26 protein-coding genes are annotated in these 25,708 nt (G+C 60.5%); 14 read left to right on the top strand and 12 right to left on the bottom strand.

The features are described 5' to 3' along the window. Nucleotides 1–65: 65 nt before the first annotated feature. Nucleotides 66–1,040 carry a cysteine synthase A gene (gene cysK, locus AC07V0_RS09100; protein ID WP_018926743.1) on the bottom strand — a complete coding sequence of 325 codons (975 nt, stop codon included), beginning with the start codon at nucleotides 1,038–1,040 and terminating at the stop codon, nucleotides 66–68. Between the two features lie 126 nt (nucleotides 1,041–1,166). On the opposite strand from cysK, the gene AC07V0_RS09095 reads away from it, so the two are divergent. From AC07V0_RS09095 to AC07V0_RS09085, 3 genes are all read left to right on the top strand, one after another. Further along, nucleotides 1,167–2,243 carry a DUF748 domain-containing protein gene (locus tag AC07V0_RS09095; protein ID WP_064619657.1) on the top strand — a complete coding sequence of 359 codons (1,077 nt, stop codon included), beginning with the start codon at nucleotides 1,167–1,169 and terminating at the stop codon, nucleotides 2,241–2,243. A gap of 144 nt (nucleotides 2,244–2,387) precedes the next feature. Then, the gene (locus AC07V0_RS09090) at nucleotides 2,388–3,233 is read left to right on the top strand and encodes an AAA family ATPase (protein WP_018926745.1); all 846 of its coding nucleotides are present in this window, start codon (nucleotides 2,388–2,390) and stop codon (nucleotides 3,231–3,233) included. Nucleotides 3,234–3,254: 21 nt separating this feature from the next. After that, a complete protein-coding gene (locus AC07V0_RS09085) occupies nucleotides 3,255–4,433 on the top strand; it encodes a vWA domain-containing protein (protein ID WP_007934103.1) in 1,179 nt (392 codons plus the stop codon). 51 nt (nucleotides 4,434–4,484) lie between these two features. On the opposite strand, the gene AC07V0_RS09080 is transcribed toward AC07V0_RS09085, so the two are convergent. The 4 genes from AC07V0_RS09080 to AC07V0_RS09065 form a co-directional block, all read right to left on the bottom strand. After that, on the bottom strand, nucleotides 4,485–5,402 hold the full coding sequence (locus AC07V0_RS09080; protein WP_086944849.1) for a 5-oxoprolinase subunit C family protein: 918 nt from the start codon (nucleotides 5,400–5,402) through the stop codon (nucleotides 4,485–4,487). Beyond that, nucleotides 5,399–6,103 carry a 5-oxoprolinase subunit PxpB gene (gene pxpB / locus AC07V0_RS09075; protein ID WP_018926747.1) on the bottom strand — a complete coding sequence of 235 codons (705 nt, stop codon included), beginning with the start codon at nucleotides 6,101–6,103 and terminating at the stop codon, nucleotides 5,399–5,401. Before pxpB ends, AC07V0_RS09080 begins: the two co-directional genes overlap by 4 nt. Further along, nucleotides 6,100–6,852, bottom strand: coding sequence for a 5-oxoprolinase subunit PxpA (locus tag AC07V0_RS09070; protein ID WP_086944848.1), 753 nt, complete (start codon nucleotides 6,850–6,852; stop codon nucleotides 6,100–6,102). Before AC07V0_RS09070 ends, pxpB begins: the two co-directional genes overlap by 4 nt. Nucleotides 6,853–6,930: 78 nt before the next feature. Then, a complete protein-coding gene (locus tag AC07V0_RS09065) occupies nucleotides 6,931–8,217 on the bottom strand; it encodes an MFS transporter (protein WP_086944847.1) in 1,287 nt (428 codons plus the stop codon). Nucleotides 8,218–8,377: 160 nt separating this feature from the next. Here AC07V0_RS09065 and AC07V0_RS09060 point away from each other — a divergent pair, with 160 nt between their 5' ends. The 4 genes from AC07V0_RS09060 (at nucleotide 8,378) to AC07V0_RS09045 (ending at nucleotide 14,665) form a co-directional block, all read left to right on the top strand. Beyond that, on the top strand, nucleotides 8,378–9,307 hold the full coding sequence (locus AC07V0_RS09060) for a LysR family transcriptional regulator (RefSeq protein WP_086944846.1): 930 nt from the start codon (nucleotides 8,378–8,380) through the stop codon (nucleotides 9,305–9,307). 109 nt (nucleotides 9,308–9,416) lie between these two features. After that, nucleotides 9,417–11,339 carry an IucA/IucC family protein gene (locus AC07V0_RS09055; RefSeq protein WP_086944845.1) on the top strand — a complete coding sequence of 641 codons (1,923 nt, stop codon included), beginning with the start codon at nucleotides 9,417–9,419 and terminating at the stop codon, nucleotides 11,337–11,339. Then, the gene (locus AC07V0_RS09050; protein ID WP_018926752.1) at nucleotides 11,329–12,540 is read left to right on the top strand and encodes an MFS transporter; all 1,212 of its coding nucleotides are present in this window, start codon (nucleotides 11,329–11,331) and stop codon (nucleotides 12,538–12,540) included. The genes AC07V0_RS09055 and AC07V0_RS09050 overlap by 11 nt, the downstream gene beginning before the upstream one ends. A 13-nt stretch (nucleotides 12,541–12,553) precedes the next feature. After that, nucleotides 12,554–14,665 (top strand): TonB-dependent receptor, encoded by a 2,112-nt coding sequence (locus AC07V0_RS09045; protein WP_018926753.1) that lies wholly within the window; start codon nucleotides 12,554–12,556, stop codon nucleotides 14,663–14,665. Nucleotides 14,666–14,728: 63 nt separating this feature from the next. Here AC07V0_RS09045 and AC07V0_RS09040 read toward each other — a convergent pair whose 3' ends face one another. Genes AC07V0_RS09040 through AC07V0_RS09030 form a run of 3 tightly spaced genes read right to left on the bottom strand, consistent with a single transcriptional unit; the run spans nucleotide 14,729 to nucleotide 16,592 of the window. Continuing rightward, nucleotides 14,729–15,271: a DUF2937 family protein gene (locus AC07V0_RS09040; protein WP_018926754.1), complete on the bottom strand. Its 543-nt coding sequence runs from the start codon at nucleotides 15,269–15,271 to the stop codon at nucleotides 14,729–14,731. Between the two features lie 14 nt (nucleotides 15,272–15,285). Then, the gene (locus AC07V0_RS09035; protein ID WP_018926755.1) at nucleotides 15,286–16,062 is read right to left on the bottom strand and encodes a class II glutamine amidotransferase; all 777 of its coding nucleotides are present in this window, start codon (nucleotides 16,060–16,062) and stop codon (nucleotides 15,286–15,288) included. 32 nt (nucleotides 16,063–16,094) lie between these two features. Continuing rightward, nucleotides 16,095–16,592: a hypothetical protein gene (locus AC07V0_RS09030; protein WP_026286473.1), complete on the bottom strand. Its 498-nt coding sequence runs from the start codon at nucleotides 16,590–16,592 to the stop codon at nucleotides 16,095–16,097. A gap of 102 nt (nucleotides 16,593–16,694) precedes the next feature. Between AC07V0_RS09030 and AC07V0_RS09025 the strand changes: the two genes are divergently transcribed. Together AC07V0_RS09025 and AC07V0_RS09020 are read left to right on the top strand one after the other, a co-directional pair. Beyond that, on the top strand, nucleotides 16,695–18,749 hold the full coding sequence (locus AC07V0_RS09025) for a S9 family peptidase (RefSeq protein WP_064619681.1): 2,055 nt from the start codon (nucleotides 16,695–16,697) through the stop codon (nucleotides 18,747–18,749). A gap of 86 nt (nucleotides 18,750–18,835) precedes the next feature. Further along, nucleotides 18,836–19,309 carry a cyclic nucleotide-binding domain-containing protein gene (locus tag AC07V0_RS09020; RefSeq protein WP_018926758.1) on the top strand — a complete coding sequence of 158 codons (474 nt, stop codon included), beginning with the start codon at nucleotides 18,836–18,838 and terminating at the stop codon, nucleotides 19,307–19,309. A gap of 3 nt (nucleotides 19,310–19,312) precedes the next feature. Here AC07V0_RS09020 and AC07V0_RS09015 read toward each other — a convergent pair whose 3' ends face one another. Continuing rightward, the gene (locus AC07V0_RS09015; RefSeq protein WP_018926759.1) at nucleotides 19,313–19,597 is read right to left on the bottom strand and encodes a hypothetical protein; all 285 of its coding nucleotides are present in this window, start codon (nucleotides 19,595–19,597) and stop codon (nucleotides 19,313–19,315) included. Nucleotides 19,598–19,692: 95 nt separating this feature from the next. On the opposite strand from AC07V0_RS09015, the gene AC07V0_RS09010 reads away from it, so the two are divergent. The 4 genes from AC07V0_RS09010 (at nucleotide 19,693) to AC07V0_RS08995 (ending at nucleotide 21,839) form a co-directional block, all read left to right on the top strand. Beyond that, on the top strand, nucleotides 19,693–20,379 hold the full coding sequence (locus AC07V0_RS09010; protein WP_018926760.1) for a spermidine synthase: 687 nt from the start codon (nucleotides 19,693–19,695) through the stop codon (nucleotides 20,377–20,379). Nucleotides 20,380–20,428: 49 nt separating this feature from the next. After that, the gene (locus AC07V0_RS09005; protein WP_007942195.1) at nucleotides 20,429–20,803 is read left to right on the top strand and encodes a YajD family HNH nuclease; all 375 of its coding nucleotides are present in this window, start codon (nucleotides 20,429–20,431) and stop codon (nucleotides 20,801–20,803) included. A gap of 107 nt (nucleotides 20,804–20,910) precedes the next feature. Further along, nucleotides 20,911–21,381 carry an RNA methyltransferase gene (locus AC07V0_RS09000; RefSeq protein WP_007942196.1) on the top strand — a complete coding sequence of 157 codons (471 nt, stop codon included), beginning with the start codon at nucleotides 20,911–20,913 and terminating at the stop codon, nucleotides 21,379–21,381. Nucleotides 21,382–21,461: 80 nt separating this feature from the next. After that, nucleotides 21,462–21,839: a YgaP family membrane protein gene (locus AC07V0_RS08995; RefSeq protein WP_018926761.1), complete on the top strand. Its 378-nt coding sequence runs from the start codon at nucleotides 21,462–21,464 to the stop codon at nucleotides 21,837–21,839. Nucleotides 21,840–21,900: 61 nt separating this feature from the next. Here AC07V0_RS08995 and AC07V0_RS08990 read toward each other — a convergent pair whose 3' ends face one another. Beyond that, nucleotides 21,901–23,130 carry a hypothetical protein gene (locus AC07V0_RS08990; protein ID WP_086944844.1) on the bottom strand — a complete coding sequence of 410 codons (1,230 nt, stop codon included), beginning with the start codon at nucleotides 23,128–23,130 and terminating at the stop codon, nucleotides 21,901–21,903. A gap of 159 nt (nucleotides 23,131–23,289) precedes the next feature. Beyond that, the gene (locus AC07V0_RS08985; RefSeq protein WP_007942199.1) at nucleotides 23,290–23,739 is read right to left on the bottom strand and encodes a YcgN family cysteine cluster protein; all 450 of its coding nucleotides are present in this window, start codon (nucleotides 23,737–23,739) and stop codon (nucleotides 23,290–23,292) included. 274 nt (nucleotides 23,740–24,013) lie between these two features. On the opposite strand from AC07V0_RS08985, the gene AC07V0_RS08980 reads away from it, so the two are divergent. Beyond that, complete coding sequence (locus AC07V0_RS08980) at nucleotides 24,014–24,607, top strand: nitroreductase family protein (protein WP_007942200.1); 594 nt, start codon at nucleotides 24,014–24,016, stop codon at nucleotides 24,605–24,607. A 91-nt stretch (nucleotides 24,608–24,698) separates the two neighbouring features. On the opposite strand, the gene AC07V0_RS08975 is transcribed toward AC07V0_RS08980, so the two are convergent. Further along, entirely contained in the window at nucleotides 24,699–25,631 is a 933-nt protein-coding gene (locus AC07V0_RS08975) for a D-2-hydroxyacid dehydrogenase (RefSeq protein WP_018926763.1), read from the bottom strand. Nucleotides 25,632–25,708: the final 77 nt, after the last annotated feature.

The following is a 25,708-nucleotide window of genomic DNA, read 5'->3' as shown; positions in this document are numbered from 1 at the left end:
AGGGTTCCTGAACGGGGGCTGACCTGAATCAACCCCCTGATCGGCTTCAAAACAGCCATAAAATCTTATTGCTGATTTTCCTGTTCGGTAAACAAGTCACTGAACAGCATGCTCGACAGGTAGCGTTCGCCAGAGTCGGGCAGGATCACCACGATGGTTTTGCCCTGCATTTCCGGGGTTTCGGCCAGGCGTACAGCCACCGCCATGGCGGCGCCGCAAGAGATGCCACTCAAAATCCCTTCTTCTTGCATCAGGCGCAGGGCCATCGCCTTGGATTCGTCGTCGCTGACCAATTCCACTCGGTCGACCATCGACAGGTCCAGGTTCTTCGGCACAAAACCAGCGCCGATGCCCTGGATCTTGTGGGGGCTCGGTTTGATCTCTTCCCCGGCGATCGCCTGGGTGATCACCGGGGACACCATTGGCTCCACCGCCACCGAGAGAATCGGTTTGCCCTGGGTATTCTTGATATACCGCGAAACCCCGGTAATGGTTCCACCCGTTCCGACGCCCGCTACCAGCACGTCGACCGCACCGTCGGTGTCGTTCCAGATTTCCGGGCCGGTGGTTTTTTCGTGGATGGCCGGGTTGGCCGGGTTTTCGAACTGCCCCGGCATGAAGTAGGTGGACGGATCACTGGCGAGGATTTCGGCAGCTTTCTCGATCGCGCCTTTCATGCCCTTGGCCGGCTCCGTCAACACCAGTTCGGCGCCAAGGGCCTTGAGCACCTTGCGTCGTTCGATGCTCATGGACGCGGGCATGGTCAACATCAACCGATAACCACGGGCGGCGGCAACGAATGCCAGGCCGATACCGGTATTGCCCGAGGTCGGTTCGATGATGGTCATGCCGGGCTTGAGTTTACCGCTGCTTTCAGCATCCCAGATCATGTTCGCGCCGATTCGGCACTTGACCGAATATCCAGGGTTGCGCCCTTCGATCTTGGCCAGAATGGTGACACCGCGCGGGGCGATACGGTTGATCTGCACCAGCGGCGTATTGCCGATGGAGTGGGCGTTGTCAGCATAGATACGGCTCATGGCTGGGTCCTTATACCGCGTTGAATTAGCCCTCCAAGGTATGCCTGTTGCTCGTGGTCGTCCAGTCAGTCGAACGTCCGGCTGACATAGCAGTCAACCGCTTTACACCGCCAGAGATTTGCCGCCATGAAGCGTCGATACAGTTGGCCCCTGTTGACCCTCGCCGGCCTCCTCATGTTGCTGGTTGCCGTGCATATCGCCCTGCCCTACATCGTGCGTGACTACCTGAACGAGCGATTGGCCAACATGGGCGACTATCGCGGGCAGGTTACCGACGTGGACCTGGCCTTGTGGCGTGGCGCCTACAAAATCAACGGGCTGAAAATCGTCAAGGTCGAGGGCAAGGTCCCGGTGCCGTTCGTCAACGCGCCATTGATCGACCTCTCCGTCAGCTGGCACTCACTTTGGTACGACCACGCCGTGGTGGCCAAGGCACAGTTCGACAAACCCGAGGTGAACTTCGTCGATGGCGGCGCCAACAAGAAAAACTCCCAGACCGGTCAGGGCACCGACTGGCGGGCACAATTGGAAAAATTGCTGCCGATTACCCTGAACGAAGTGCGGATCAACGATGGCCGGGTCACCTTTCACAACTTCAATTCAAAACCACCCGTGAACCTGAGCGCTACTCAGGTCAATGCCAACATTTACAACCTGACCAACGTAGTCGACACCAAAGGCAAACGCGATGCCCGTTTCGATGGCAAGGCGCTGTTACCGGGGAATGCACCGCTGGAAACAACGGCAACCTTCGATCCGCTGAGCAATTTCGAAGACTTCGAGTTCCGCCTGCGCGCCAGGGACCTTGAACTCAAACGCCTGAACGACTTCGCGTCGGCCTACGGCAAGTTCGACTTCAATGCCGGCCATGGCGACCTGGTCATCGAGGCCGAGGCCAACAAGGGACAACTCACCGGCTACATCAAGCCACTGTTGCGGGACGTCGAAGTGTTCAACTGGCAACAGGACGTGGAAAACAAGGACAAAGGGATTTTCCGCTCCATTTGGGAAGCGCTCGTCGGCGGCACCCAGAATGTATTGAAGAACCAGGCGAAAAACCAATTCGCCACTCGCGTCGAACTCAAGGGCAACGTGCATCAGCGGAATATCAGCGCGTTCGAGGCGTTTTTGCAGATTTTACGCAACGGTTTCATCCAGGCGTTCAATGCCCAGTACGAACGACCCAAACCGGATGCGGGATGAGTCACGAAGTGACGCCCCATTCAGAGACTGAATAACCCGTCTGCGTTCACAGTCGACCGACCTGCGCGTTATAGTCGAGCCTGACCATTTATTGCGCCCCGCCCTGCCTCGCTCAGGTCGGCGTTACCGTTTGAGGATTAGCAGATGAAGTTCGAAGGCACCCAGGCCTACGTCGCCACCGATGACCTGAAGCTGGCGGTCAACGCCGCTATCACCCTGGAGCGGCCACTGCTGGTCAAGGGTGAGCCAGGCACCGGCAAGACCATGCTCGCAGAGCAACTGGCCGAGTCCTTCGGCGCCAAGTTGATTACCTGGCACATCAAGTCCACCACCAAGGCGCATCAAGGCCTGTACGAATACGACGCGGTCAGCCGCCTGCGGGATTCGCAACTGGGCGTGGACAAGGTCCACGACGTTCGCAACTACCTGAAAAAGGGCAAGCTCTGGGAGGCGTTCGAGTCCGAAGAGCGGGTGATTCTGCTGATCGACGAAATCGACAAGGCCGACATCGAGTTCCCCAACGACTTGCTGCAAGAACTCGACAGGATGGAGTTCTACGTTTACGAGATCGACGAGACCATCAAGGCCAAGAAACGTCCGATCATCATCATTACCTCCAACAACGAAAAAGAACTGCCGGACGCCTTCCTGCGCCGCTGCTTCTTCCATTACATCGCGTTCCCCGATCGCGTGACGCTGCAGAAGATCGTCGACGTGCACTACCCGGACATCAAGAAAGACCTGGTCAGCGAAGCGCTGGACGTGTTCTTCGACGTGCGCAAGGTGCCGGGCCTGAAGAAAAAGCCCTCGACCTCCGAACTGGTGGACTGGCTGAAACTGCTGATGGCCGACAACATCGGCGAAGCGGTGCTTCGCGAACGCGATCCGACCAAGGCTATTCCGCCGCTGGCAGGCGCCTTGGTGAAGAACGAACAGGACGTGCAATTGCTTGAACGCCTGGCGTTCATGAGCCGTCGCGGCACTCGCTAAGTACCAATAAGGGCGATCGCCATGCTGCTCAATCTGTTCAACGAAATGCGCGCAGCCAAGGTGCCGGTCTCGGTGCGTGAGCTGCTGGACCTGATCAACGCGCTGAAACAGCGCGTGACCTTCGCCGACATGGACGAGTTTTATTACTTGTCGCGGGCGATCCTGGTGAAGGACGAACGGCATTTCGACAAGTTCGACCGGGCGTTCGGTGCCTACTTCAATGGCCTGGAAAAGCTCGACGATCACCTTCAGGCGTTGATCCCCGAAGACTGGCTGCGCAAGGAATTCGAACGTTCCCTGACTGACGAAGAGCGGGCCGCGATCCAGTCCCTCGGCGGCCTGGACAAGCTGATCGAAGAGTTCAAGAAACGCCTGGAAGAACAGAAAGAACGCCATGCCGGCGGCAACAAATGGATCGGCACCGGCGGCACCAGCCCGTTCGGTTCCGGCGGTTTCAACCCGGAAGGCATTCGGGTCGGCGATGCCGGTAAGCGTCAGGGCAAAGCGGTGAAAGTCTGGGATCAGCGCGAGTACAAGAACCTCGACGATTCGGTGGAACTGGGCACGCGCAACATCAAGGTCGCCCTGCGTCGCTTGCGTAAATTCGCCCGTCAGGGCGCGGCGGAAGAACTGGACATCGACGGCACCATCGACCACACCGCGCGCGATGCCGGGTTGTTGAACATCCAGATGCGTCCGGAGCGGCGCAACACCGTCAAGTTGCTGCTGCTGTTCGACATCGGCGGTTCGATGGATGCCCACGTGAAGATCTGCGAAGAGCTGTTCTCGGCCTGCAAGACCGAGTTCAAGCATCTGGAGTACTTCTACTTCCACAACTTCATTTATGAATCGGTGTGGAAGAACAACATGCGCCGCACCTCCGAGCGCACCGCCACCCAGGACTTGCTGCACAAGTACGGCGCCGACTACAAAGTGATCTTCATCGGCGACGCCGCCATGGCGCCCTATGAAATCACCCAGGCCGGCGGCAGCGTCGAGCACTGGAACGAAGAAGCCGGTTACGTGTGGATGCAGCGCTTCAAGGAAAAGTACAAGAAGCTCATCTGGATCAACCCGTACCCGAAAGACACTTGGGGCTATACCTCGTCGACCAACATCGTGCGGGATTTGATCGATGATCAAATGTATCCGCTGACGTTGCGGGGGTTGGAGGAAGGGATGCGGTTTCTTTCCAAGTAGAGCATTGCATCTATGGCGAGGGGGGCTTGTCGGAACGCCCCCTTGCCACAGTTAAAACCGGCGCAAATACTCGACTTGTTCGCGATGCGCGACGTCCTGCACCACCGGTTTCAACCGCACCGTCGCCCCCGGCAGACACTGCGCCAGCCGCGCCAACGCCAACGGTGTCAACGCCCCCAACCGCGGATAACCGCCAATGGTCTGCCGGTCATTGAGCAGCACAATCGGCTGCCCATCCGGCGGCACCTGGACCGCCCCCAGCGGGATGCCTTCGGAAATCATCGGCTTGCCCTGATACTGCAATGCCGCTCCCAACAGACGAATGCCCATGCGATCGGCGCGACTGTCGAGGGTCCAGACGCTGTTGAATGCGTCAAACAGACTCTGCCCGCTGAATTCACCGATTTGCGCACCAAGCACCAGGTCCAGCGGCGTATCGAGGTTGAAATCCGGAACGTGCTCGCGAGGCAGTTCCCGTACCAGCAGCGGCGCCTCGGTGGAGTACTTCAACGACGATCCCTTGGCCAACGCCCGGCCCATGCCGTCGAGGCCGCCGAGTTCCTCACGCACCACAGTCGCAGTGCTGCCCAGCACCTTCGGCGCATCAAACCCGCCTGGTGCCGCGAGGTACGCCCGAGCGCCAAGCAACGGTTGCGTGAATTGCAATCGTTGACCTTTGCCCAGTTTGAAACTGCGCCACGGCGCCAAGGGCTGGCCATCAATCTGCGCCCCAAGATCGGCACCAGCCAATGCCAGCAAGCAATCGTCCTCGGCCACCACACTGAACCCGCCGAAGGTAATTTCGATCACCGACGCATCCAGCCCGTTGCCCAACAGCCAATTGGCCCACGACATCGATCGCCAATCCAGTCCGCCGCCCTGGGTCACGCCCAGATGCCGCACACCAAATCGCCCGGCGTCCTGCAACAGGCAAAGCGGTGTACTTGCTTCAATCGTCAGTCGGCTCATGCCAAGGTCTCCAACGGCGTGTCGTCACCGCCCAGGTTGATGAACTCGGCATGACTGACCGCCTCGAAGCGCACCGTGTCGCCCGGTTGCATCAAGCTATAGCCGTCGCGTTCACGGTCGAACAATTTGGCCGGTGTGCGACCGATCAGGTTCCAGCCGCCGGGAGACACTACCGGATAAGCCGCCGTCTGGCGTTCGGCAATGCCGACACTGCCGGCGGCGACTTTTTTGCGCGGGGTACTCAGACGCGGTGCGGCCAACACTTCTTCCACCAACCCCATGAACGCGAACCCCGGCGCGAAGCCCAACGCGAACACCTGATACTCGTGTTCGCTGTGACGGCGGATCACTTCATTCACCGCCAAGCCGCTACGCTGGGACAACAGGTTCAACTCCGGCCCAACGCTCAAGTCATACCAGACCGGCAGCACATGGCATTTACCCTTGGCCCGAGCGTTGGGCGTCAGATCGATCAGGGCTTGAGCGATCAACTCCCGGGCCTGGGCCGGGTTCAATGCCATCAGATCGTAATGCACCATCAACGTTGTGTAGGACGGCACCAGATCGATCAAATGGCTGGCGAATGCTTCTCGCAAACGCTCACTGGCAGCCAGCATCCACGGCATGTTGGCCTCGGCAATTTCATCGAACAGGCGCACCATCAGGCAATCGAGCGCCACCACTTCCACCCGTGGTTTCATGATGCGCTCTGCTGATTCAAGGCCTCGCGAATGCGCCGCACGGCGGCCACCGAACTGGTGTTGTCACCGTGTACGCACAAGGTATTGGCCTGCAAGTGCAAGGCGCTGCCATCGTTGGCCGTGAGGTTGTCACCGCGGGCAATGATCAGCGCCTGCTCAATGATTTTCTCGGGATCGTGATGCACGGCCCCCGGCAGTTGCCGCGAGACCAGCATTCCGACGCTGTCGTAAGCGCGATCGGCGAAGGCTTCAAACCACAGGGTCACGCCGTATTCGTCGCCCAACTGCTGGGCGGCACTGTTGTCGCGAGTGGCCATCAGCATCAGCGGCAGCGTCCGGTCATAGGCCGCCACGGCCTGGATCACCGCGCGCAATTGCGCCGGGTTGGCCATCATGTCGTTGTACATCGCGCCGTGGGGTTTGACGTAACTCACCCGCCCGCCCTGAGCCCGGCAAATGCCGTCGAGGGCACCAATCTGGTAGTGCAACAGGTCCTGCAGTTCCTGGGCGGTATACGCCATGGAGCGGCGGCCGAAACCGACCAGATCCTGATAGGCCGGATGCGCGCCGATCTGCACGCCGTTGCTCAGGGCCAGGCTGACGGTCTTGCGCATGATGCTCGGGTCGCCGGCATGGAAACCGCAGGCGATGTTGGCGCAGTCGATGAAGGGCATGACCTCGGCGTCCAGACCCATGGTCCAGTTGCCGAAACTCTCGCCGATGTCGCAGTTCAATAGCAGGCGGTTCACGGTGAACACTCCTGTAGGCTTTTGTCTTTTTAGCTGAAGGGCATCTGCCCCTCAGATTATCAGTTACCGGACATTCGGTTATTCGGCGTCGAGTTGTTTACCACAGGTTTCCGGCAAGCTGAGCGCCGCCAGGATCACCACCCCGTAGGACACCGCAGCGAAAGCCCCGATTCCCACGCTCAATGGCACCTTCTGACTGAGCAAGCCGATCAGCAGCGGAAACAACGCCGCCAGTGCCCGACCGATGTTGTAGCAAAAACCCTGGCCCGAGCCGCGAATCCGCGTTGGAAACAACTCGGTCAGAAACGACCCCATGCCACTGAAAATCCCCGAAGCGAAGAAGCCCAAGGGGAAGCCCAGCCAGAGCATCACGCCGTTGCTGACCGGCAATTGGGTGTACAGCAGAACAATAGTGAACGAGCCGACGGCAAACAGAATGAAGTTCTTTTTACGACCAAGGATGTCAGTCAGATACGCGCTGATTACATAACCGACGTAAGACCCGATGATCACCATCGCCAGATAACCGCCCGTGCCGAGTACGCTCAAGCCCCGCTCGTTCTTCAGAAACGTCGGCAGCCAGGAGGTGATCGCGTAGTAACCGCCGAGTGCGCCGGTGGTCAGTATCGACGCGCGAATCGTGGTGAAGAGGATGCCGGGAGCGAAAATCTCGTAAAACTTCGCCGGGTTGCCTGGCTCTTGCCTGGCTTTGGCTTCGCGGTAGATTTCCGGATCCTTGACCAGGCGACGGACGAAGATCACGAAAATCGCCGGCACGATGCCAAGAATGAACAGCGCACGCCAGGCGTCTTCTGGCGGCAACACCGAGAACAGCAGCGCATACAGAATGGCTGTCAGCCCCCAACCCAATGCCCAACCCGATTGCACCATGCCGACGGCTTTGCCACGGTCCTTGGCGCGAATCACTTCGCCCATCAGCACCGCGCCAGCGGTCCATTCACCACCGAAACCGAAGCCCATCAACGTGCGGCTGATCAACAGTTGCTCGTAGTTCTGGGCGAAGCCGCAGAGGAAAGTGAAGAACGCAAACCACAGCACTGTCAGTTGCAAGGTACGCACCCGACCGATGCGGTCGGAGAGAATCCCCGCCACCCAACCACCAATAGCCGAGGCGATCAGGGTGCTGGTGTGGATCAGCCCGGCCTGGCCGGTGGTGATGCCCCACATGGCAATCAGGGTCGGCACCACGAAGCTGAGCATCTGGGTGTCCATGCCGTCCAGGCCATAGCCGATCTTGCAGCTCCAGAACGTGCGACGCTCCTGTTTGTTGATGTTGCGGTACCAGTCAAAAGGTCCCGGGCGAGCCGTGGACTTGGGGATATCGAGGGTGTCGGGCGCACTCATGGCAAAATCTCCGTGCATATTTTATTGGTATTGTTCTGAGCCCCGACGACGCCTATCGTGGGAACCGGATGGCCTGATTTTTGGGCGGTTGGCCCCGCTGCGTCCAACTAATAAAACCCCGCCCTAGACATAAGAAAAACTTTATCCACGAGCTGACCCCATGAACCTGAAGTTTCTCGAGACGTTTGTCTGGGTCGCCCGACTCAAGAGTTTTCGCCTGACGGCGGACAAGCTCTTCACCACCCAGGCGTCGATTTCCAGCCGCATCGCCGTGCTCGAAAGCGAGCTTGGGGTGAAGCTGTTTCTGCGCGACTCCCGCGGCGTGAGCCTGACCCCCGAAGGCCTGAAAGTGCTCGAATATGCCGAGCAGATGATGGACACGATGCAGTCGCTCAAGCAGTCGATCGAAACGCGTTCGAGCAAGGCCGGGCGGGTGCGGATCGGCGTCATGGACACGGTGATCCACACCTGGCTCAGCCCGTTGGTGGCACAGATGATGGATCACTATCCGCTGGTGGAAATCGAGCTGGTGGCCGATACCGCGCTCAACCTCTGCGATCAGCTGCAAAAAGGCTTTCTCGATCTGATCCTGCAAACCGACCTGCTGCGCCAGGAAAGCGTGCGCAGCCTGGAGCTGGCCAGTCATCCGATGGGCTGGATCGTGGCCAGCAACTCCATCTACAACCGTGAGTATTCAGGTGTCGCCGACCTGGCGCGGGAGCGGATCATCACCTATTCGAAAAACTCCCGTCCGCACCAGGACATCTTGAGCCTGATGCAGGCCAACGGGGTCATGGCGCCACGGCTGAACTGCGTGAACTCGGTGTCGGCGATTACCCGATTGCTGCGGGACGGTTTCGGTATAGGCGCACTGTCGCCCGTGCTGGTGGCCGAGGAATTGGCCCGGGGAGAGTTGACCTTGCTGGCCATCGATCAGCGACCAGCGAATTTGCCGGTGGTGGTGTCGTGGCGGGTGGGTGTGGAGTGGGTCGAAGAAATCGTGGCGCTGTGTCAGCAAGTCGTGGAGTGTTATGCGCAGAAAGTGGGCGAGCACTACATCGTCTTGAGCAAACCGCAGGCCAGAGCCTGAAAGGCATTTTCCGAAGTGTAAATATGAACCACTATCATTTGCATTAATTTTTCAAAGCGGTATTCTTTGCGCGCTTTCAGAATCAATTGTCCAGAAGGAGTCGGACCTGATGCGCGATTACACGCAACAACAGCAGCAATTGCTCGCTCACTGGAGCGAAGCTCTCGGTACTCAGGCTTTCCAGTCCCACCGCATTACGCTCGATCATTTGAGCAATGCCCTGGAGCCCGCCGCCCAGCGCTGTTTCCAACGCCTGATCCAGGCGCTGTTCCGTGAAGAGCTGATTGATCCCGACACCTGCGAATACGACGACACCAGCCGCTGCTGGCTGCCGCTTGGCGATGGCGCGCATCTTTGCTTCGAGCATTTGTCCAGCAGCAGAATGAACAGCTGGGACGTACGCGGCAGCATCGTCCTGCACACCCCCGACAAACTGCCGCACAAAATCCAGTTGCCCAGCGAACTGCTCGCTCACCTCAGCACTCAGCTCAATCCGCCAGCCTCCCCGCAGGTACTGGAACGTCTGACCCGGGAGCTGGATGACAGCTTCAGCAACGACACCCTGTGCCTGGCGTTTCACCACGGATGGACCGAGCGCCTGAGAGAGCAGATCGACACCGGATACGATGACAATCTGCTCGCCTGGCTCAAAGCCAGCCCCTGCCACCAGAACCCTACGTCGCTGCTCGAACAGTGGGGGACTCTCGGCCATCCGTGGCACCCGAACTACAAGACCAAACTGGGCTTGAGCGCCGCTCAGGTCATCGCTTTCTCGCCAGAATTCGAAGCGAGTTTTCCGATCGTGCTGTGCGCCCTGCACCGCCAGTACGCACATGTTGAAGCGCTGGCTGGCACCACGGACTACTGGGATTGGTGGCAAGGTCACTTCCCACAAGCCGCCGAGCAATTGCAACGCCATTTGCAGCAGCTGGGCCTGGACGCAAAGGACTACCTCCCGCTGCCGTCGCACCCATGGCAAGCCCATGAAGAGCTGCCACATTCATTCGCCAACGAGATCACCGACAACCTGCTGATCGTCACTGACATCGTGGCGTTTACCGGCCACCCGACCATGTCCTTCCGCACGGTCCTGCCGCAGGCCAGTCGCACGGCACCGATGGTCAAACTGCCGGTGGCTTTGCGCCTGACCAGCGTGCAGCGCACCGTGTCGCCGCGCTCGGCCCGGATGGGTCCGCGCATCAGCCAACTGGTATTGGATATCCTCGATCAGGAACCGCAGATTCAACGCCTGCTGAACATCGTTCCAGAGCGCATCGGTGTGCATTACTCACCACTGCCGGCCGATGACGAACGCTCCCGGCATGCTGGCGTGCTGTATCGCGACAACCCGCTGACCCTGCTGCAAGCAGGCGAGTTGGCGGTGCCGGTCGGCAGCCTGTTCGCCGTCAACGAATTCGAACAACCGTTGCTGCGTGATTGGGTCAGACTGGCTCAAGGCCGGGACGACAGCGAGGCCATGCTGACGTTCTTCGATGATTACCTGTCGATTGCCGTACCAAGTCTGCTGGGCATCTATCTGATGTACGGCGTGGCGTTCGAAGCGCACCAGCAAAACAGTTTCATGGTGATGGGCGCTGACGGGCAGCTGAATCGGCTGCTGTTGCGTGATTTCGGCGACGTTCGTATCGATCGCAAAACCCTGCACGCCAAGGGTCTGGATATCCAGCTGCACGATCCGAAAATGACCCTGTATGACGACGCCGGCTTTGTCCGCGACAAACTCCTGCACACCACTTTCATGTGCCACCTCGGTGAGCTGACCTTGCTTTGTGCCCGCCACTGGAATGTGCCGGAAAATATCCTGTGGGAGCGATTGGCAGCGCACGTTGCACAGTGCTTCGAGACCTTGCGCGAGCGCGTTGAACCGGCACGTTGGGAATGCGAGCGCCAGGCCTTGCTGGAACAGGATTGGCCCGCCAAATCGTTCATGCGCATGCGCTTGCTCGACAGTCATGCCGACATCGTCGGACGCCTGAGTAATCCGCTGCGACCCAACACCCATGCTCGCTGACGGTCGCGCCTTGCGACTGCTGATCGTCATCCAGTTTGTCTCCATGGGCGCCATGGAGATGAGCGGCCCGTTCTGGCCCTTGCAGATCCAGCATCTGCTCGGGCCCGAAGGCGCCGGCTACACCGCGCTGTTATCGGCGATGGTCTATGCCGGCCCGATGCTGGCGGCCATGTTGCTGACCCCCCTGTGGGGTCGGCTGGGGGATCGCACCGGGCACAAACCGATGATTGTTCGGGCGTTGCTGGCCCTCGCGCTGTGCCAAGGCTTGGCAGCCATCACCCTCGACCCGTGGCTGCTGGTGGGTATTCGCGTGATGCAAGGCGCATTGGCCGGTTTTCTCGCGGCCGCGCAAGCCTATGCCCTGGCCTGCTGCGACAGTGCCAGACGGGGTCACACCCTGGCCCGCCTGCAATCGGCAACCGCCGTCGGCTCGTTGATCGGCCCGGTGCTGGGTGGCTGGCTGATGGACGTCTCGGGGTTTGCCTTGCTGTGTTATGGCGCGACGGCGATTTGCCTGCTGTGCGCACTGGGGAGTTTTTTCCTGCCGGCCGACAAGGCGCGAACCGCGAAGAAAAAACCTGTTGAGCCGGTGGCCCTGCCCAAAGGCTGGCTCAGTGGAATCCTGTTGGTGATCGTGTTGATTCAAGCGGCGAAGATGATGCCGCAGTCGTTCTACGCCCTATATGTCGCGAACATTCTGCATGCCCCAAGCTGGCTGATCGGCGCCACCTACGCGGCGAGCGCCGCGACCCTGGCCATTTCCGCCCCGCTGTGGGGACGCCTGTTCGACCGCTGGCAGCCGGCCTACACCCTGCGCGTCATCGAAGGCGTGGCCTGGTTATGTGCCCTGACGCTGGCGGCCACGGCATTGGCCAATGAATGGCTGGGCTTTCTCGTCAGCCGACTCGTCTGGGGCATCTGGCAAGGCGCCCTGCTGCCCGTCGCCTATGCCCTGATCGCCAACACCGTTTCCATCACCCAGCAGGGCTTCGCGCTCGGCCTCGGTAACAGTGCGGCAAAGGCTGGTGCTCTGCTCGGTGTCGTCCTTGGCGGTATCGGCATGGGCCTGGTGGGCCTGGCCCACAGTTTCTGGCTGGTGGCACTGACCTACGCCATAGCCGCCATCGGCATCCGCTGGGTGCGGTCGTTCAACGCTACGCCTGACCGCTCGACCTTATCGCCCCACACTTATCACAACTAAAAAAGACCACGTCATGACCCGAACCAAACTCTCCCTGCTGATCCCGCTACTTGGCACCTTCAGCGCCCAGGCCTGGGCCGAGGACACCGAACAGCAGCCCGGCACCTTGAACATGCAAGCCACCGTCGTGTCCGCGACTCGCAGCGAAGCGAGCATCGCTTCGATTCCGGGCTCGGTCCAGGTGATCGACGAGCAGCAAGTCCGTGAGCAGAGCGGCGCGGGTCGCCGGGTCTCCGACATCCTCGGGCAATTGGTCCCGGGTATTGCGCCATCGAGCGGCGGGATGAGCAACTTCGGCCAGACCCTGCGCGGGCGCAACATGCTGGTGTTGATCGACGGCGTATCGCAGAACGCCACCCGTGACAACTTCCGCCAGCTCAACAGCATCGCCCCGGCCAGCATCGAACGCATCGAAGTGATCTCCGGCGCCAGCAGCATTTACGGGGCCGGTGCTTCAGGCGGCATCATCAACATCATCACCAAGCGCAATCAGGGCCAGGACATTGCCTACAGCAGCAAACTGGGCCTGACCAGCGGTAACAACCTCAACAGAAAAGGCTTCGCCTACGAAGCTTTCCAGAGTGCCACCGGGCGCAAGGACGCGTTGGACTGGTATGTGTCCGCCGACCTGACCCAGCGCAACGACCAGTTCGACGGCAACGGCAACCGCATCCCCCAGGACACCTCCCAGGGCAGCAACATGGACACCGAAACCTATGACCTGCAAGGTCGTTTCGGTTACGAACTGGATGCCGACAAGAAAATCAGCCTGTCGCTGCAGGACTACAAGGACCAGCAGGACACCGGCTACACCAAAGACCCGAAAAACTCGCAGCAAGCGGTGGCCGTCAAAGGGCTGAAACTCGACGACCAACCCTATACCCATAACCAGGCGGTCAATCTCAACTACACCGACAAGGACTTCTACGGTCAGGGCCTGCAACTGGAAAGCTACTGGCGCCGCGCCGATGCACTGTTCTTTCCAGACCTGTCGCGAGGCAGAGCCGGGATCTCCAACAACAACAGTGTGCAGGACGTCTACGGCCTGCGCGCGGCCATCGACACGCCGCTGCCGGCGATCGGAAGCGCCACGGGCAATCTGGTCTGGGGCGCCGACTATGACAATGAGCGCTCCCGTCAACGAGGTGATCAATACACGCTCAATGGCCTGAACTACACCAAGACCGGCACCACCTACGAGCTGGGCCCGGACATCGAAACCACCACCAAATCGCTGTTCGGGCAGATGTCCTGGGACATCGGAGACTGGACCTTGCGTGGCGGAGTGCGCCGTGAATGGATCGAAAGCGACGTCTCCGACAGCATCGCCTACGGTCAGATCGTCCAGACCGGCATACGCGCAACGCTGCCCGGTGACACCCTCAAATACGACGCCACGCTGTACAACCTGGGGGCGGTCTACCACCTGAGTGAAAACCAGGACGTCTTCGCCAATTACAGCCAGGGGTTTTCGCTGCCGGATATCCAGCGCTTCATGCGTGACGTCAGCAGCACCTTCGACATCCAGAGTCTTAACGCCCAGGCCATCAAGGTCGACAGTTACGAGTTGGGCTGGCGTGGCAACTGGGACCAGTGGCAAGCCGACGTCACCGTGTACGAAAACACCTCGGACGTGACCCAGTTCTACGATGCCAATGATCGAGTATTGCGCCTGATCAACCAGAAAGAGCGAGTTCGCGGCATCGAAAACAGCCTGACCTACCGCGCGACCGATCACTGGTCGGTGGGTGGCACTTATGCCTGGGCCAAAGGCGAGACCGAGCAGAACGGCAAATGGATCGATCTGCCGGCCACACGCATCTCACCCGCCAAGACCACACTGTTCGTCGGCTACACCGAAGACGACTACAGCCTGCGCCTGCAAGGCATGCGTTTGGCCAATTACGATGCCGCCGCCAAGGACGACAATGGACGCGACATCGAAGGTTATACGCTGGTGGACCTGCTCGGCTCCGTGCAACTGCCGGTCGGTCGTCTTGAAGGCGGCGTGTACAACCTGACCAATCGCACGTACCAGAACCTGTTCACCCAAGCCAACGCCAGAGCGCCGTACGCCAATGCCGAAGGCCGCACGCTGAGCATGAGTTACTCGGTCGATTGGTAAAAACAGGAGCCGGCTTGCCAGCGATGCGATCTCGCGGCAATCGCCGGCAAGTCGGCTCCAGTGTTACAACCCGCGCAAATCCCGCTCTTCGATCGGCCGGCTCTGGCGCAGGCGCTTGCCGCCCAGCACCACCCAGTCGATCAGTCGGAACAGGCATTCAATGCCGAACGACAGCAGCAACGCGCCGCTCATGCCCCAGATCATCGCTTCCGGCGTCAGCAGGATCTGGTAGCTGTAGCCGTTCCAGGTTTCCTTGCGAATATCCGGGTCGGCCGCCAGCACCACTTGCAGGAAGCGGATGTACCACGGGCCCTGCATGGCCTGGAATTGCTTGTCGAGGGCCAGTTGACGGGTGAGCAAGGCGCTCAGGCTGTCGGCATCGCTGCGAAAGATCGGGTCTTCGCTGGCACGGTAATGGGCCACCAACGCCTGCATGTCGCCCTTGAAAAACTGATTGGCAGTGCCCTGAAAACCGCTCAAACCGCTCTGCGCCTCGATCAGATGCGCCTCGACCCGCTTGGCATAGTCACTGATGAACCCAGGCACCTGGACGCCGATCAACAGGCCTGCCGCAAACAACACCAGCCGTAGATAACTGAGCAACATGGGGGGAGAGATCCTTATTCGGTATTGCCCTGGCTGACGCATTCACCGCGTCGCCAGAGGCTCCATTGGCCCGGTTCGTAGCGGGTCCAGGTTTCGTTTTCGGTCAAGGGTTCGGTGGCGATCACTGTAACCACGTCGTTGGGCGTGGTTTCAGCCTGGAAGTCGACGATCACATCGACGTCCTTCAAGCGTGCCGGGCCGAACGGGGCACGGCGAGTGATTTGCGCCAGTTTGGTCGAGCAGTAGCAGAACAGCCAGTCGCCGTCGCTGAGCAAGCAGTTGAACACGCCTTTGCTGCGGTACTCGGCGCAAGCGGCCACCAGGTCCGGCAGCAGTTCTTCGATCTCTACCGGCTCAGGGAATGCAGCGCGTACCCGGTTGAGCAAGTCGCAGAACGCCGCTTCGCTGTCGGTATCGCCGACGGGGCGGTAGAAACTGGCGGTCGGGTTGAAGTCGGCCAACTGGCCATTGTGGGCGAAACACCAGTTGCGGCCCCACAACTCGCGCACAAACGGATGGGTGTTGGACAGGCAGACCTTGCCGACATTGGCCTGGCGGATGTGGCCGATCACCACTTCGCTCTTGATCGGATAGCGCTGCACCAGGTTCGCCACTTCCGACTCGCTGCTCGCCGCCGGGTCCTGGAACAGGCGCAGGCCACGGCCTTCATAGAAAGCGATGCCCCAACCGTCACGGTGCGGTCCGGTGCGGCCGCCGCGCTGCATCAGCCCGGTGAAGCTGAACACGATATCGGTCGGGACATTGGCGCTCATGCCCAATAACTCACACATGCTCGGACTCTCGATTCAATGCAGGGGCACAGTTACAGACGCGGCTCGACCCGCAGTCGCTGCGGGTTGCTCGGCACCGGTGGCCGACCGTAACGATCATCGCCGGCACCGCCGAACGGTTGATCGCCTTCAGGCTCGTCGGTGCGCGCCGCAGCCTTGGCCGCCTCCGCCCGCTCCTTGCGAGCCTTGGATGCGCGCTCGATCGGGAAACGGATCGCCACGAGAACCAGGTAAAGGCCGAAGGCAATCATGCTGTACATGAACAGGTCGGAAATCGCCCGCCAGGCGTTGTTGCCGACCTTGAACAGCAGATCCAGCACAGTAATGGCAATGGCCGGGGCGACCTTTTCCTTCACCGGGTCAATGATGGTCGGGCTGAACAGCAACACTGCCATCAGCAGCCGCAGCGGCTCACGCAGCCAACGCCACATCCAGCGGGTGATGCGCATCCACACCAACAGGCAGCCTAAAGCGGCAAAGGCGTAGAGGCCCCAAGCGATCAGATAGTCGTTCTCGGTCATGGTGTCCATGGCAAGGCAGGCAAAGAGGCGCTTATAGTAACGACTTTTCGCACTTCAGGCTGCCCCGCCGTCTGCGATCCCCCAATTTCGTACAACGTTCGAGAGTCCTTCATGCCCCTATCCGCCAACGTTTCCGACGCGCCCATTGCCCACAAGGCCGACGGCGATGACCCGTATGCCTGGCTGCAGGAGCGCGACACCGACGCAGTGCTTGATTACTTGAAAGCTGAAAACCGCTATCAGGAGGCGCAAACCGCCGATCAGGCCGGGCTGCGCGAAATCCTGTTCGAAGAGATCAAGGGGCGGATTCTCGAAACCGATCTGTCGCTGCCCTCGCCCTGGGGCCCGTACCTGTATTACACCCGCACCACGGCCGGCGACGAATACGCCCGTCATTACCGCTGCCCACTTCCGACCGATGGCAGCCTGCACATCGACGAAAGCCAGGAACTCCTGCTGCTCGATCCGAACGTGCTGGCCAAGGGCGGTTTCTTTTCCCTGGGCGCGTTCAGCGTCAGCCCGGACCACCAGCGCCTGGCCTACAGCATCGATTCCAGTGGCGAGGAGGTTTACACGCTGTTCGTGAAGGAGTTGTCCAGCGGCCGCGTCAGCGAACTGGAATTCCAGGACTGCGACGGCAGCATGACCTGGGCCAATGACAGCCTGACGCTGTTCTTCGGTGAACTCGACGACACCCATCGCCCACACAAGCTGTTCCGCTATCGGCTGGACGGCACCGCCGCCGAAGAAGTGTTCCATGAACCGGACGGCCGATTCTTCCTGCATTGCTACCGCTCAAGCTCCGAACGGCAATTGCTGCTGTCGCTGGGCAGCAAGACCACCAGCGAAGTCTGGGTGCTCGACGCCTCGCTGCCCCATCAGGCCTTTACCTGCCTGGCACCACGGGTCGAAGACCATGAGTACGATGTCGACCACGGCAAACTCGATGGCGAGTGGACGTGGTTGATCCGCACCAACCGCGACGGCATCAACTTTGCCCTGTACCAGGCCGCCGACACCGGCGTCGCGCCGACCGAAGCCGACTGGCAGAACCTGATCCCCCACAGCGACGCGGTGATGATCGATGGCATGAGCCTGAACGCCGAGGCCATGACCTTGAGCCTGCGTGAAGGCGGCCTGCCGATCATTGAAGTCCGCCCACAAGGCCTGGCGCCGTATCGCGTGCAATTACCGGACGCGGCCTACAGCCTGCATGTGCAGAACAGCCTGGAATTTGTCAGCGACAGAATCCGTCTGCGCTACGAGGCCTTGAACCGTCCGGCGCAAATCCGTCAACTGATCCTGGCCACCGGCGAGCAGAAAGTCCTCAAGGAAACCCCGGTGCTCGGCCCGTTCGACGCCGACGCGTACGTCAGCCAGCGGCTTTGGGCCACGGCCCCGGACGGTACGCAAGTGCCGATCAGCCTGGTGGTCAAACGCGAGTTCCTCGGTAAACCGACGCCACTTTATCTGTACGGATATGGCGCTTACGGCGAAAGCCTCGACCCGTGGTTCTCCCACGCCCGCCTGAGCCTGCTGGATCGCGGCATGGCGTTTGCCATCGCGCATGTTCGCGGCGGCGGTGAATTGGGTGAAGCCTGGTATCGCGCCGGCAAGCAGGAACACAAGCACAACACTTTCAGCGACTTCATCGCCTGCGCCGAACACCTGATCGCCAACGGTTTCACCACCTCATCGCAGCTGGCAATCAGTGGCGGCAGCGCCGGTGGCCTGCTGATCGGCGCGGTGCTCAATCAGCGGCCGGAGCTGTTCGGTGCGGCAATAGCCGAAGTGCCGTTCGTCGACGTGCTCAACACCATGCTCGACCCGGAGTTGCCGCTGACCGTCACCGAATACGACGAATGGGGCAACCCGCAAGAGCCAGACGTCTATGATCGGATCAAGGCCTACGCCCCGTATGAAAACGTCACCGCGCAAGCCTATCCGGCAACGCTGGTGATCGCCGGCTACAACGACAGTCGCGTGCAGTACTGGGAAGCGGCCAAGTGGGTGGCGAAATTGCGCGCGACCAAAACCGACACCAATCCCCTGCTGCTCAAGACTGAATTGGGCGCCGGGCATGGTGGGATGAGCGGTCGCTACCAGGGATTACGTGACGTAGCCCTCGAATACGCATTTGTTTTGAAGGTTTTGGGCATTGCCTGAGGAACTTGGCCCGGCGTCCCGGTCTTAACACCAGACGCCGGGCGCGCCTGGAACAGCAACAGACACAAGAAAAAGACCGTGACGACATGTCAGAACCGACCTTACTGAACAAAGAAATTCGCGACTGGCTGATGGACTGCGGCCTGTTCGATCAACTGCTGCCGGCCGACTTCGTGGCGGCTTCAGGTTACTTCAGCATCAGCACCATCGCCGAAGGCGAAGAGATCTTCCATGAGGGCGATGCCGGCAGTTTCATGTGCATCATCCACACCGGCCAGGTTGCGGTGCAGAAGACCAACAGCGAAGGGCAACCGGTGACCATGGCCACCTTGCGCAGCGGTCGGGCGTTCGGCGAAATGGCCGTGCTCGACGGCGAACGGCGCTCAGCCAGTTGTGTGGCCGCGAGCAACTGCCAGTTGCTCAACCTGGGCAAGGACTCCCTGGAAAAGATGCTCAACGAAGCGCCGAAAATCGCCGCCAAGATCATCCGCGCCCTCGCCGTCTCCCTCTCCAAACGCTTGCGCATGGCCGACGGGCAACTGCTCTCGCAGCAGATCTAGACACTATCCGCCCGGCGTTTTGATTTTCGTCGTGCTCGGCTCAAGGCCCGGCAAGGTCTGGTCCTTGGGCGGGTTGGGCATTTCGATCGGCGGCAACAATGGTGGCCCACCGTTGCCGGTCTTGGGCACAGTGGTCGGGGTAATCTGCGGGTACGGCGTCGGCGTAGCAGTGCCGGGCGAACCGGGTATCGGCGTAGGGCCGGTGGGGATGGTTTGCTGCTCCTGGGCCTGCACTGCAGTTATCGAGAGCGCGGCCAAGGCAATGGCCGTTAGAATGATGCGCTTCATCAATGGCTCCGTTGGCCTTGTGGTCTATTGCAGGCTACTCCCAACTGCGCTCGTTTGCCTTCTTCCGCCTGTCATTTTCTCCTCAAGAGAGCCCCATGAAACGTTTCGTTCTGCTCGACACCACCCCCATTCCTGAAAACGGCGGTGCCCTGTGCCTGTTCGAATACGGCGAAGACTTCGTCATCAAGATTCAGGGCGGCGATGGCGGGCAGTTGATGAACACCCGCATGCACGGCTCCGAAGATGCCCTGGCGCAAATCCCCTGCCGCAAGGTCGCCGGCCGGCCGAATTCGCGGGTATTGATCGGCGGCCTGGGCATGGGCTTCACCCTCGCCTCGGCGCTCAAGCATTTGGGTAAGACCGCTGAAGTGGTGGTCGCCGAACTGGTGCCCGGCGTGGTGGAGTGGAACCGTGGGCCGCTGGGGGAAAAAGCCGGCAACCCATTGCTCGACCCGCGTACGGTGATCCGCATGGAAGACGTGGCCAAGGTGCTGCAAGCCGAGCCGCAGGGTTTCGACGCAATCATGCTCGACGTCGACAACGGTCCCGAAGGCCTGACCCAGAAAGCCAATAGCTGGCTGTACTCCGCCGGTGGCCTGAGCGCCTGCGCCAAGGCCCTGCGACCCAAGGGCGTGCTGGCGGTATGGTCGGCCAGCGCTGACCGGCAGTTTTCCGACAAGCTGAAAAAGGCCGGCTTCAAGGCCGAAGAAGTGCAGGTCTTCGCCCACGGCAACAAAGGCACCCGCCACACCATCTGGATTGCCGAGAAGCTCAAGGGCTAGGCTAAACTTCAACACATAACCGTCATTAGTCTTTTACAAAGGTGAACCCATGAGTTCGTCAACGCCTCCAACCAACACCTCAAAGTTGGACCGCATCCTCGCCGACAACCAGCGCGACAAGGAAATGGGTTACCGCGACAAGGCCCTGAAGATGTACCCGCACGTGTGCGGCCGCTGCGCCCGTGAGTTCTCCGGCAAACGCCTGAGCGAACTGACCGTGCACCACCGCGACCACAACCACGACAACAACCCGCAGGACGGCTCGAACTGGGAGCTGTTGTGCCTGTATTGCCATGACAACGAGCATTCGCGTTACACCGATCAGCAGTATTTCGACGAAGGCTCGCTGAGTACGCCAAAGATTGCCAAGGCGACGCATAACCCGTTTGCGGCGTTGGCCGGACTGATGAAGAAAGAAGACTGAAGATCTGCTGATCGTTCCCACGCTCCGTGGGTACGATCATCTCCAAACTGAACACCCCTCCCCCAATCCCCGTATAATCGCGCTTTTTTCCCGAAGGCACCCCGCTCGTGGCAGACAAACGGTACAGCTGCATTGGTTTGTATAACCCCAAATCACCGGAGAACGTCGGTTCGGTGATGCGCGCCGCCGGTTGCTATGGCGTGGCGTCGGTGTTTTACACCGGCAAGCGCTATGAGCGCGCCGCCGACTTCGTCACCGACACCAAGAAAGTCCACTACGACATTCCGCTGATCGGCATCGATGACCTGAAGAAAATCCTGCCGCTGGGCTGTGTACCGGTCGCCGTAGAACTGGTCGACGGCGCCCGCTCGCTGCCGGAATACACGCACCCGGATCGCGCCCTCTACATCTTCGGCCCCGAAGACGGTTCGCTGGATAAAGAGATCCGCGACTGGTGCGAAGACGTGGTCTATATCCCGACCACCGGCTGCATGAACCTGGCGGCCACGGTCAACGTGGTGCTGTACGACCGCATGGCCAAGGGCAACAACACCCGCTCAGGCCCGAAATTCCGCTGAATCACCGCACATCCGATGGAACGAGCCGACCGCCTCGGCAGTCAGCTTAATTATCCATTCTTGAAGCCTGGAGACAGATCATGAGCGACCTCAAACGCGTAGAGCGCATCGAATCCACCCCGTTCCAGACTCAGCCCGCGCAGAACGTCCAGGGTTGGGAGCGCATCGGTTCCCTGGCCGGCGGCGTGGTGATGGTCGGCAAAGGCCTGCGGCGCGGTGGTGTGTTCGGGTTGATTCAAGTGGCCATTGGCGGCGTAGCGATGGCGCGGGGTATTACCGGGCACAGTTCGGCGAAAAGCTTTCTGGAAAAGAGCCGTCAGGACATGGTTAACGCTCGAGCCAGGATTGAGCGTGCCGGGGAAGAGTTGAGTCGGTTGAAGGCCAATGCCGAGGCGGCGACCAAAACCGCCACCGTGACCGGGAATGATTCTTTGAAGTCGCCGAAAGCCGGGGTTTGATCCGGCATTTGCGGTGAGGCTCAGGGCCTCTTCGCGACCCGACTTGCCCGCGAAGGCGGTATTACTGAAGCAACCCGGTATCAAGCACCTTGGAAGACTCGCCAATAACGCTCTCACTGAGCTGAACGAATTCCTTGGTATCGACACTCTCCAAACGCATCGCCCCACGCAATACATCATCCAGCGAACGCTTGTTGCGGGTCTTCAGGCGAATCTCGCGATCCAGTTCCTGCAGCAACACCACCGCTTTGGCCACCTGCGCCGGGTTGATCTGCTCCCCGCGCAAGGTGGTGACCTTCTGGCTGGCCTTGGCCAACTTGCTCTGCAGGCTCTCATACCGCTCATCACTCATGCCGCCCGCACGGCGCACCAGTTCGATGGCGTAATACTCGGCAAACCCTTCGCTGATCCAGCCGCTGCGCTGGCTGTCGTTGATCCGCCCGAACACCTGAGCCAATTCACGCATCAAGGTACTGGTGCCGCTTTCGCTGACCAGCGGCAGGCGGCTATTGAGATAGATCGATTCCCGCGCGGCCAGGCTGCCACGCCACATCGGGTCATTGGCGCCGACGATCAGCAATTTGCTGGGGTGACGCGGAAAAACTTCCTGCACTTGCGGCCACACGAACGTCAGCAGCGTCAGCACATCCATGCGGCGCATCCCCTGGCCTTGGGGCGAGGCCACGGTGACTTCGGTTTCCCCCAACCGCGTGCGACGGCTGCCGAGGTTACCGGCGAGCATCCAGCCAGTGGGACGGTCGAACAGGCGCGAGACGTTATCGATGCGGAACTTGTTTTTGCCGATCCGCGGCCAGGCGGTTTCGACGCTTTTCCAACCGGTGGGCAATTCGAATTCCAGGCGTGACACCAACTCGATACCGTCCTGCTGATCGAGTTTCGCTGCGGGCACCAGGTCATCGCCACGCATCAGCGCCCACGTTGGCGTCATGCGTGTATCGAAGCTGCCGCTCTTGCGCCCGTGGCTGATGCGCACGCGGTAGGTCAGGCTGGCCTTGTCGGCGGCCGGGCGCCAGACACCACGGACCTGCGTGCCCGGTGTGAGCTGCCATTGGCCGTCGGCCTTGAAATCACTGTAGTGACTGCCGTCGCCCAAGTCGAAATCCAGACTGCGCACTGCCGAGCCTTGGGCCAGGGTCAGGCGCACTTCGGCCTGATCGCTTTGCGGCAACAGGCGCACGTGATAATCCAGATCGACTTTCTTCGCCGCCCACACGGGCGAACTCAGGGCCAGCAGCCCGACAGCCAACGCCCGGAGCACTCCCACCGCCATACACACTCCTATTGTGGCGAGCGAGCTTGCTCGCGCCGGGCTGCGTAGCGGCCCAAAATTCTTGTGATCACCGCCGATTTTGTGAGTGCTGCGCACTGGAGCGCCAGCCCGGTCAAGCGGGAGCAAGCTCCCTCGCCACAGACTAAATGGCATCGGGAATTAACCCGCGCGAAAAATCAGATGATCTTCCCAATCGTCTTCGGCCACGCTGCCTTCGGCGAGCATGCGCCCGGACTGGGAAATACGTTCGTGATGCACCGCATCACGATCACCGCATACCAGGTGATGCCAGAGCGGCAGGTCCTTGCCTTCGCTGACCAGTCGATAACCGCAGGTCGGCGGCAACCATTTGAACTCATCGGCCTTGCCCGGCGTGAGCTGGATGCAATCGGGGACAAAGTCGCGACGGTTGGGGTAATCGGTGCACTGACAGGTTTTGAGGTCCAGCAGTTTGCAGGCGATACGCGTGTAGTAGACGGCGTTGTCGTCTTCATCCTCGAGCTTTTGCAGGCAGCACAGGCCACAGCCGTCGCACAGCGATTCCCATTCCTCTTGATCGAGTTGATCGAGGGTTTTGCGTATCCAGAACGGTTCGACTTTGGCGGCCATGGCTCAAGCATCAACATCAGGTGGTGAAAAGGCCGCCAGTCTAGTGCCAAGGCATCGGCGGGCCAAGCATTGGCGACTGCCGGTACGACGGCACTTGTCAGTTTTTGCGCCACCCAGTAGCTTTGCCAGTCGCAAGGAGCCCTCCCCAAGTGCCATTAACGCTCAACCGCGTTGCATTCAGGTGAACTGCTGGCTCAAAAAAACTGGCGCTCAGCTCAACTGTACCCGCCGGTTTTTCGACGACCCCCACTTTCAAACGTAAAGGAATCTCTTGATGAGTGCTAATCCACGCGTTGCCGATTACGCCATTCACCCTCAGTTCACCGATCGCTGGTCGCCCCGCGCCTTCACCGGTGAAACCATTCCCGAAGAGACCCTGCTGAGCTTCTTCGAAGCCGCCCGCTGGGCACCATCGGCGTACAACTCGCAGCCTTGGCGGTTTCTCTATGCGCGTCGCGACACGCCGAACTGGGAGCGTTACCTGGGCCTGCTGAACGAGTTCAACCGCAGCTGGGCGCAGCACGCCTCGGCACTGGTGATCGTGATCTCGAAAACCACCTTCGTGGCACCTGGCGCCAGCGAAGAAACCCCGGCGCTGTGGCACACCTTCGACACCGGTTCCGCCTGGGGCCACCTGGCGTTGCAAGCGAGCATCAGCGGCTGGCACACCCACGGCATGGCCGGTTTCGATCAGGAGCTGACCCGCAAGGAGCTGAACATTCCTGAAGGCTACGCGCTGCACGCCGCCGTGGCGATCGGCAAGCTGGGCGACAAGGCGACACTGGCCGAGTACCTGCAAGCACGTGAAGAGCCGAGCCCGCGTCGTCCGCTGAGCGAGTTGGCGGCTGAAGGTAATTTCACCCTGTAAAAACAAAAGATCGCAGCCTGCGGCAGCTCCCTACAGGTGTTCACAAAGCCCTGTAGGAGCTGCCGCAGGCTGCGACCTTTTCAGCTGCGCCTCAATACCCGCGCGCGAAATCCACTTCCCCACGCAACGCTTCACCCGCCTGATACGCCCGCAGGTTCTCGACAAACAGCTTCACCATCGCCGGTGGCGAGGTCGGTGCCGAGCTGTGGCCGGTCAGCAGCAGGCCCCACGCGGTCCAGAACGGATGACGTTGCGGCAGTGGTTCCTGACGGCAGACGTCGATCACAGCCCCGGCCAGATGCCCTTCCTTCAAGGCTTCCACCAGATCCGCATCGACCACCGCAACGCCGCGTCCGACGTTGATGAACAACCCCGTCGCCTTGAACTGCTTGAACAGGGCAGCGTCATACAGGTCGTGCGTATTGGGGGTATTCGGCAGCAGATTGATCACGTAATCCACCTCACCGACCAGGCGCGGCAAATCGCTCAGCGCGCCGACTTCGACAAAGGGCGCCTGCTCCCGGGCAGTGCTGGCGATGCCGTATAACTCGACGCCAAACGGCAGCAGGAACTGCGCCACTGTCTGACCGATATCACCGGTGCCGACAATCAGCACCTTTCGTCCAGCCAGGCTTTGACCCTGGCGATTGTCCCATTTGCGCTCGACCTGGCTGACCAGCCGCGCCAACACTTCGCGCTCGTGGCCGAGCATGTAAGTCAGCACGTATTCAGCCATGACCTGACCAAAAATCCCTACCGCGCGAGTCAGCCGATAGTGCCGTGGCAAGCCATCGGCCAGCAGCGGCGTGATACCGGCCCAGGTCGACTGCAACCATGCAGGCGTGTGGCCCTGACGCAACAGCGTCGCCAGCAGGTCCGGCTGACCGAGCCAAACCTGACAGTCGGCGGCCTGACGGGCCAGTTCGGCGGAGTCGCCGCTGGTCAATACTTCCAGATCAGGCGCTGCCTGACGCAACAGTTGGGCATACACAGGGTGGTCGTGTTCAGCAATCAGAACGCGCATGTTTCAAACCTTTCAAAAGCAGTGCAGACGACCGCCGACAGAGGATCACTCCATCGTCACGGCCATCGCCAAAATCA

This window comes from Pseudomonas sp. GW821-FHT01E10, assembly GCF_059422365.1.
The sequence above is the reverse complement of the archived record's forward strand: the minus strand, read 5'-3'. Positions and strand labels throughout refer to the sequence as shown.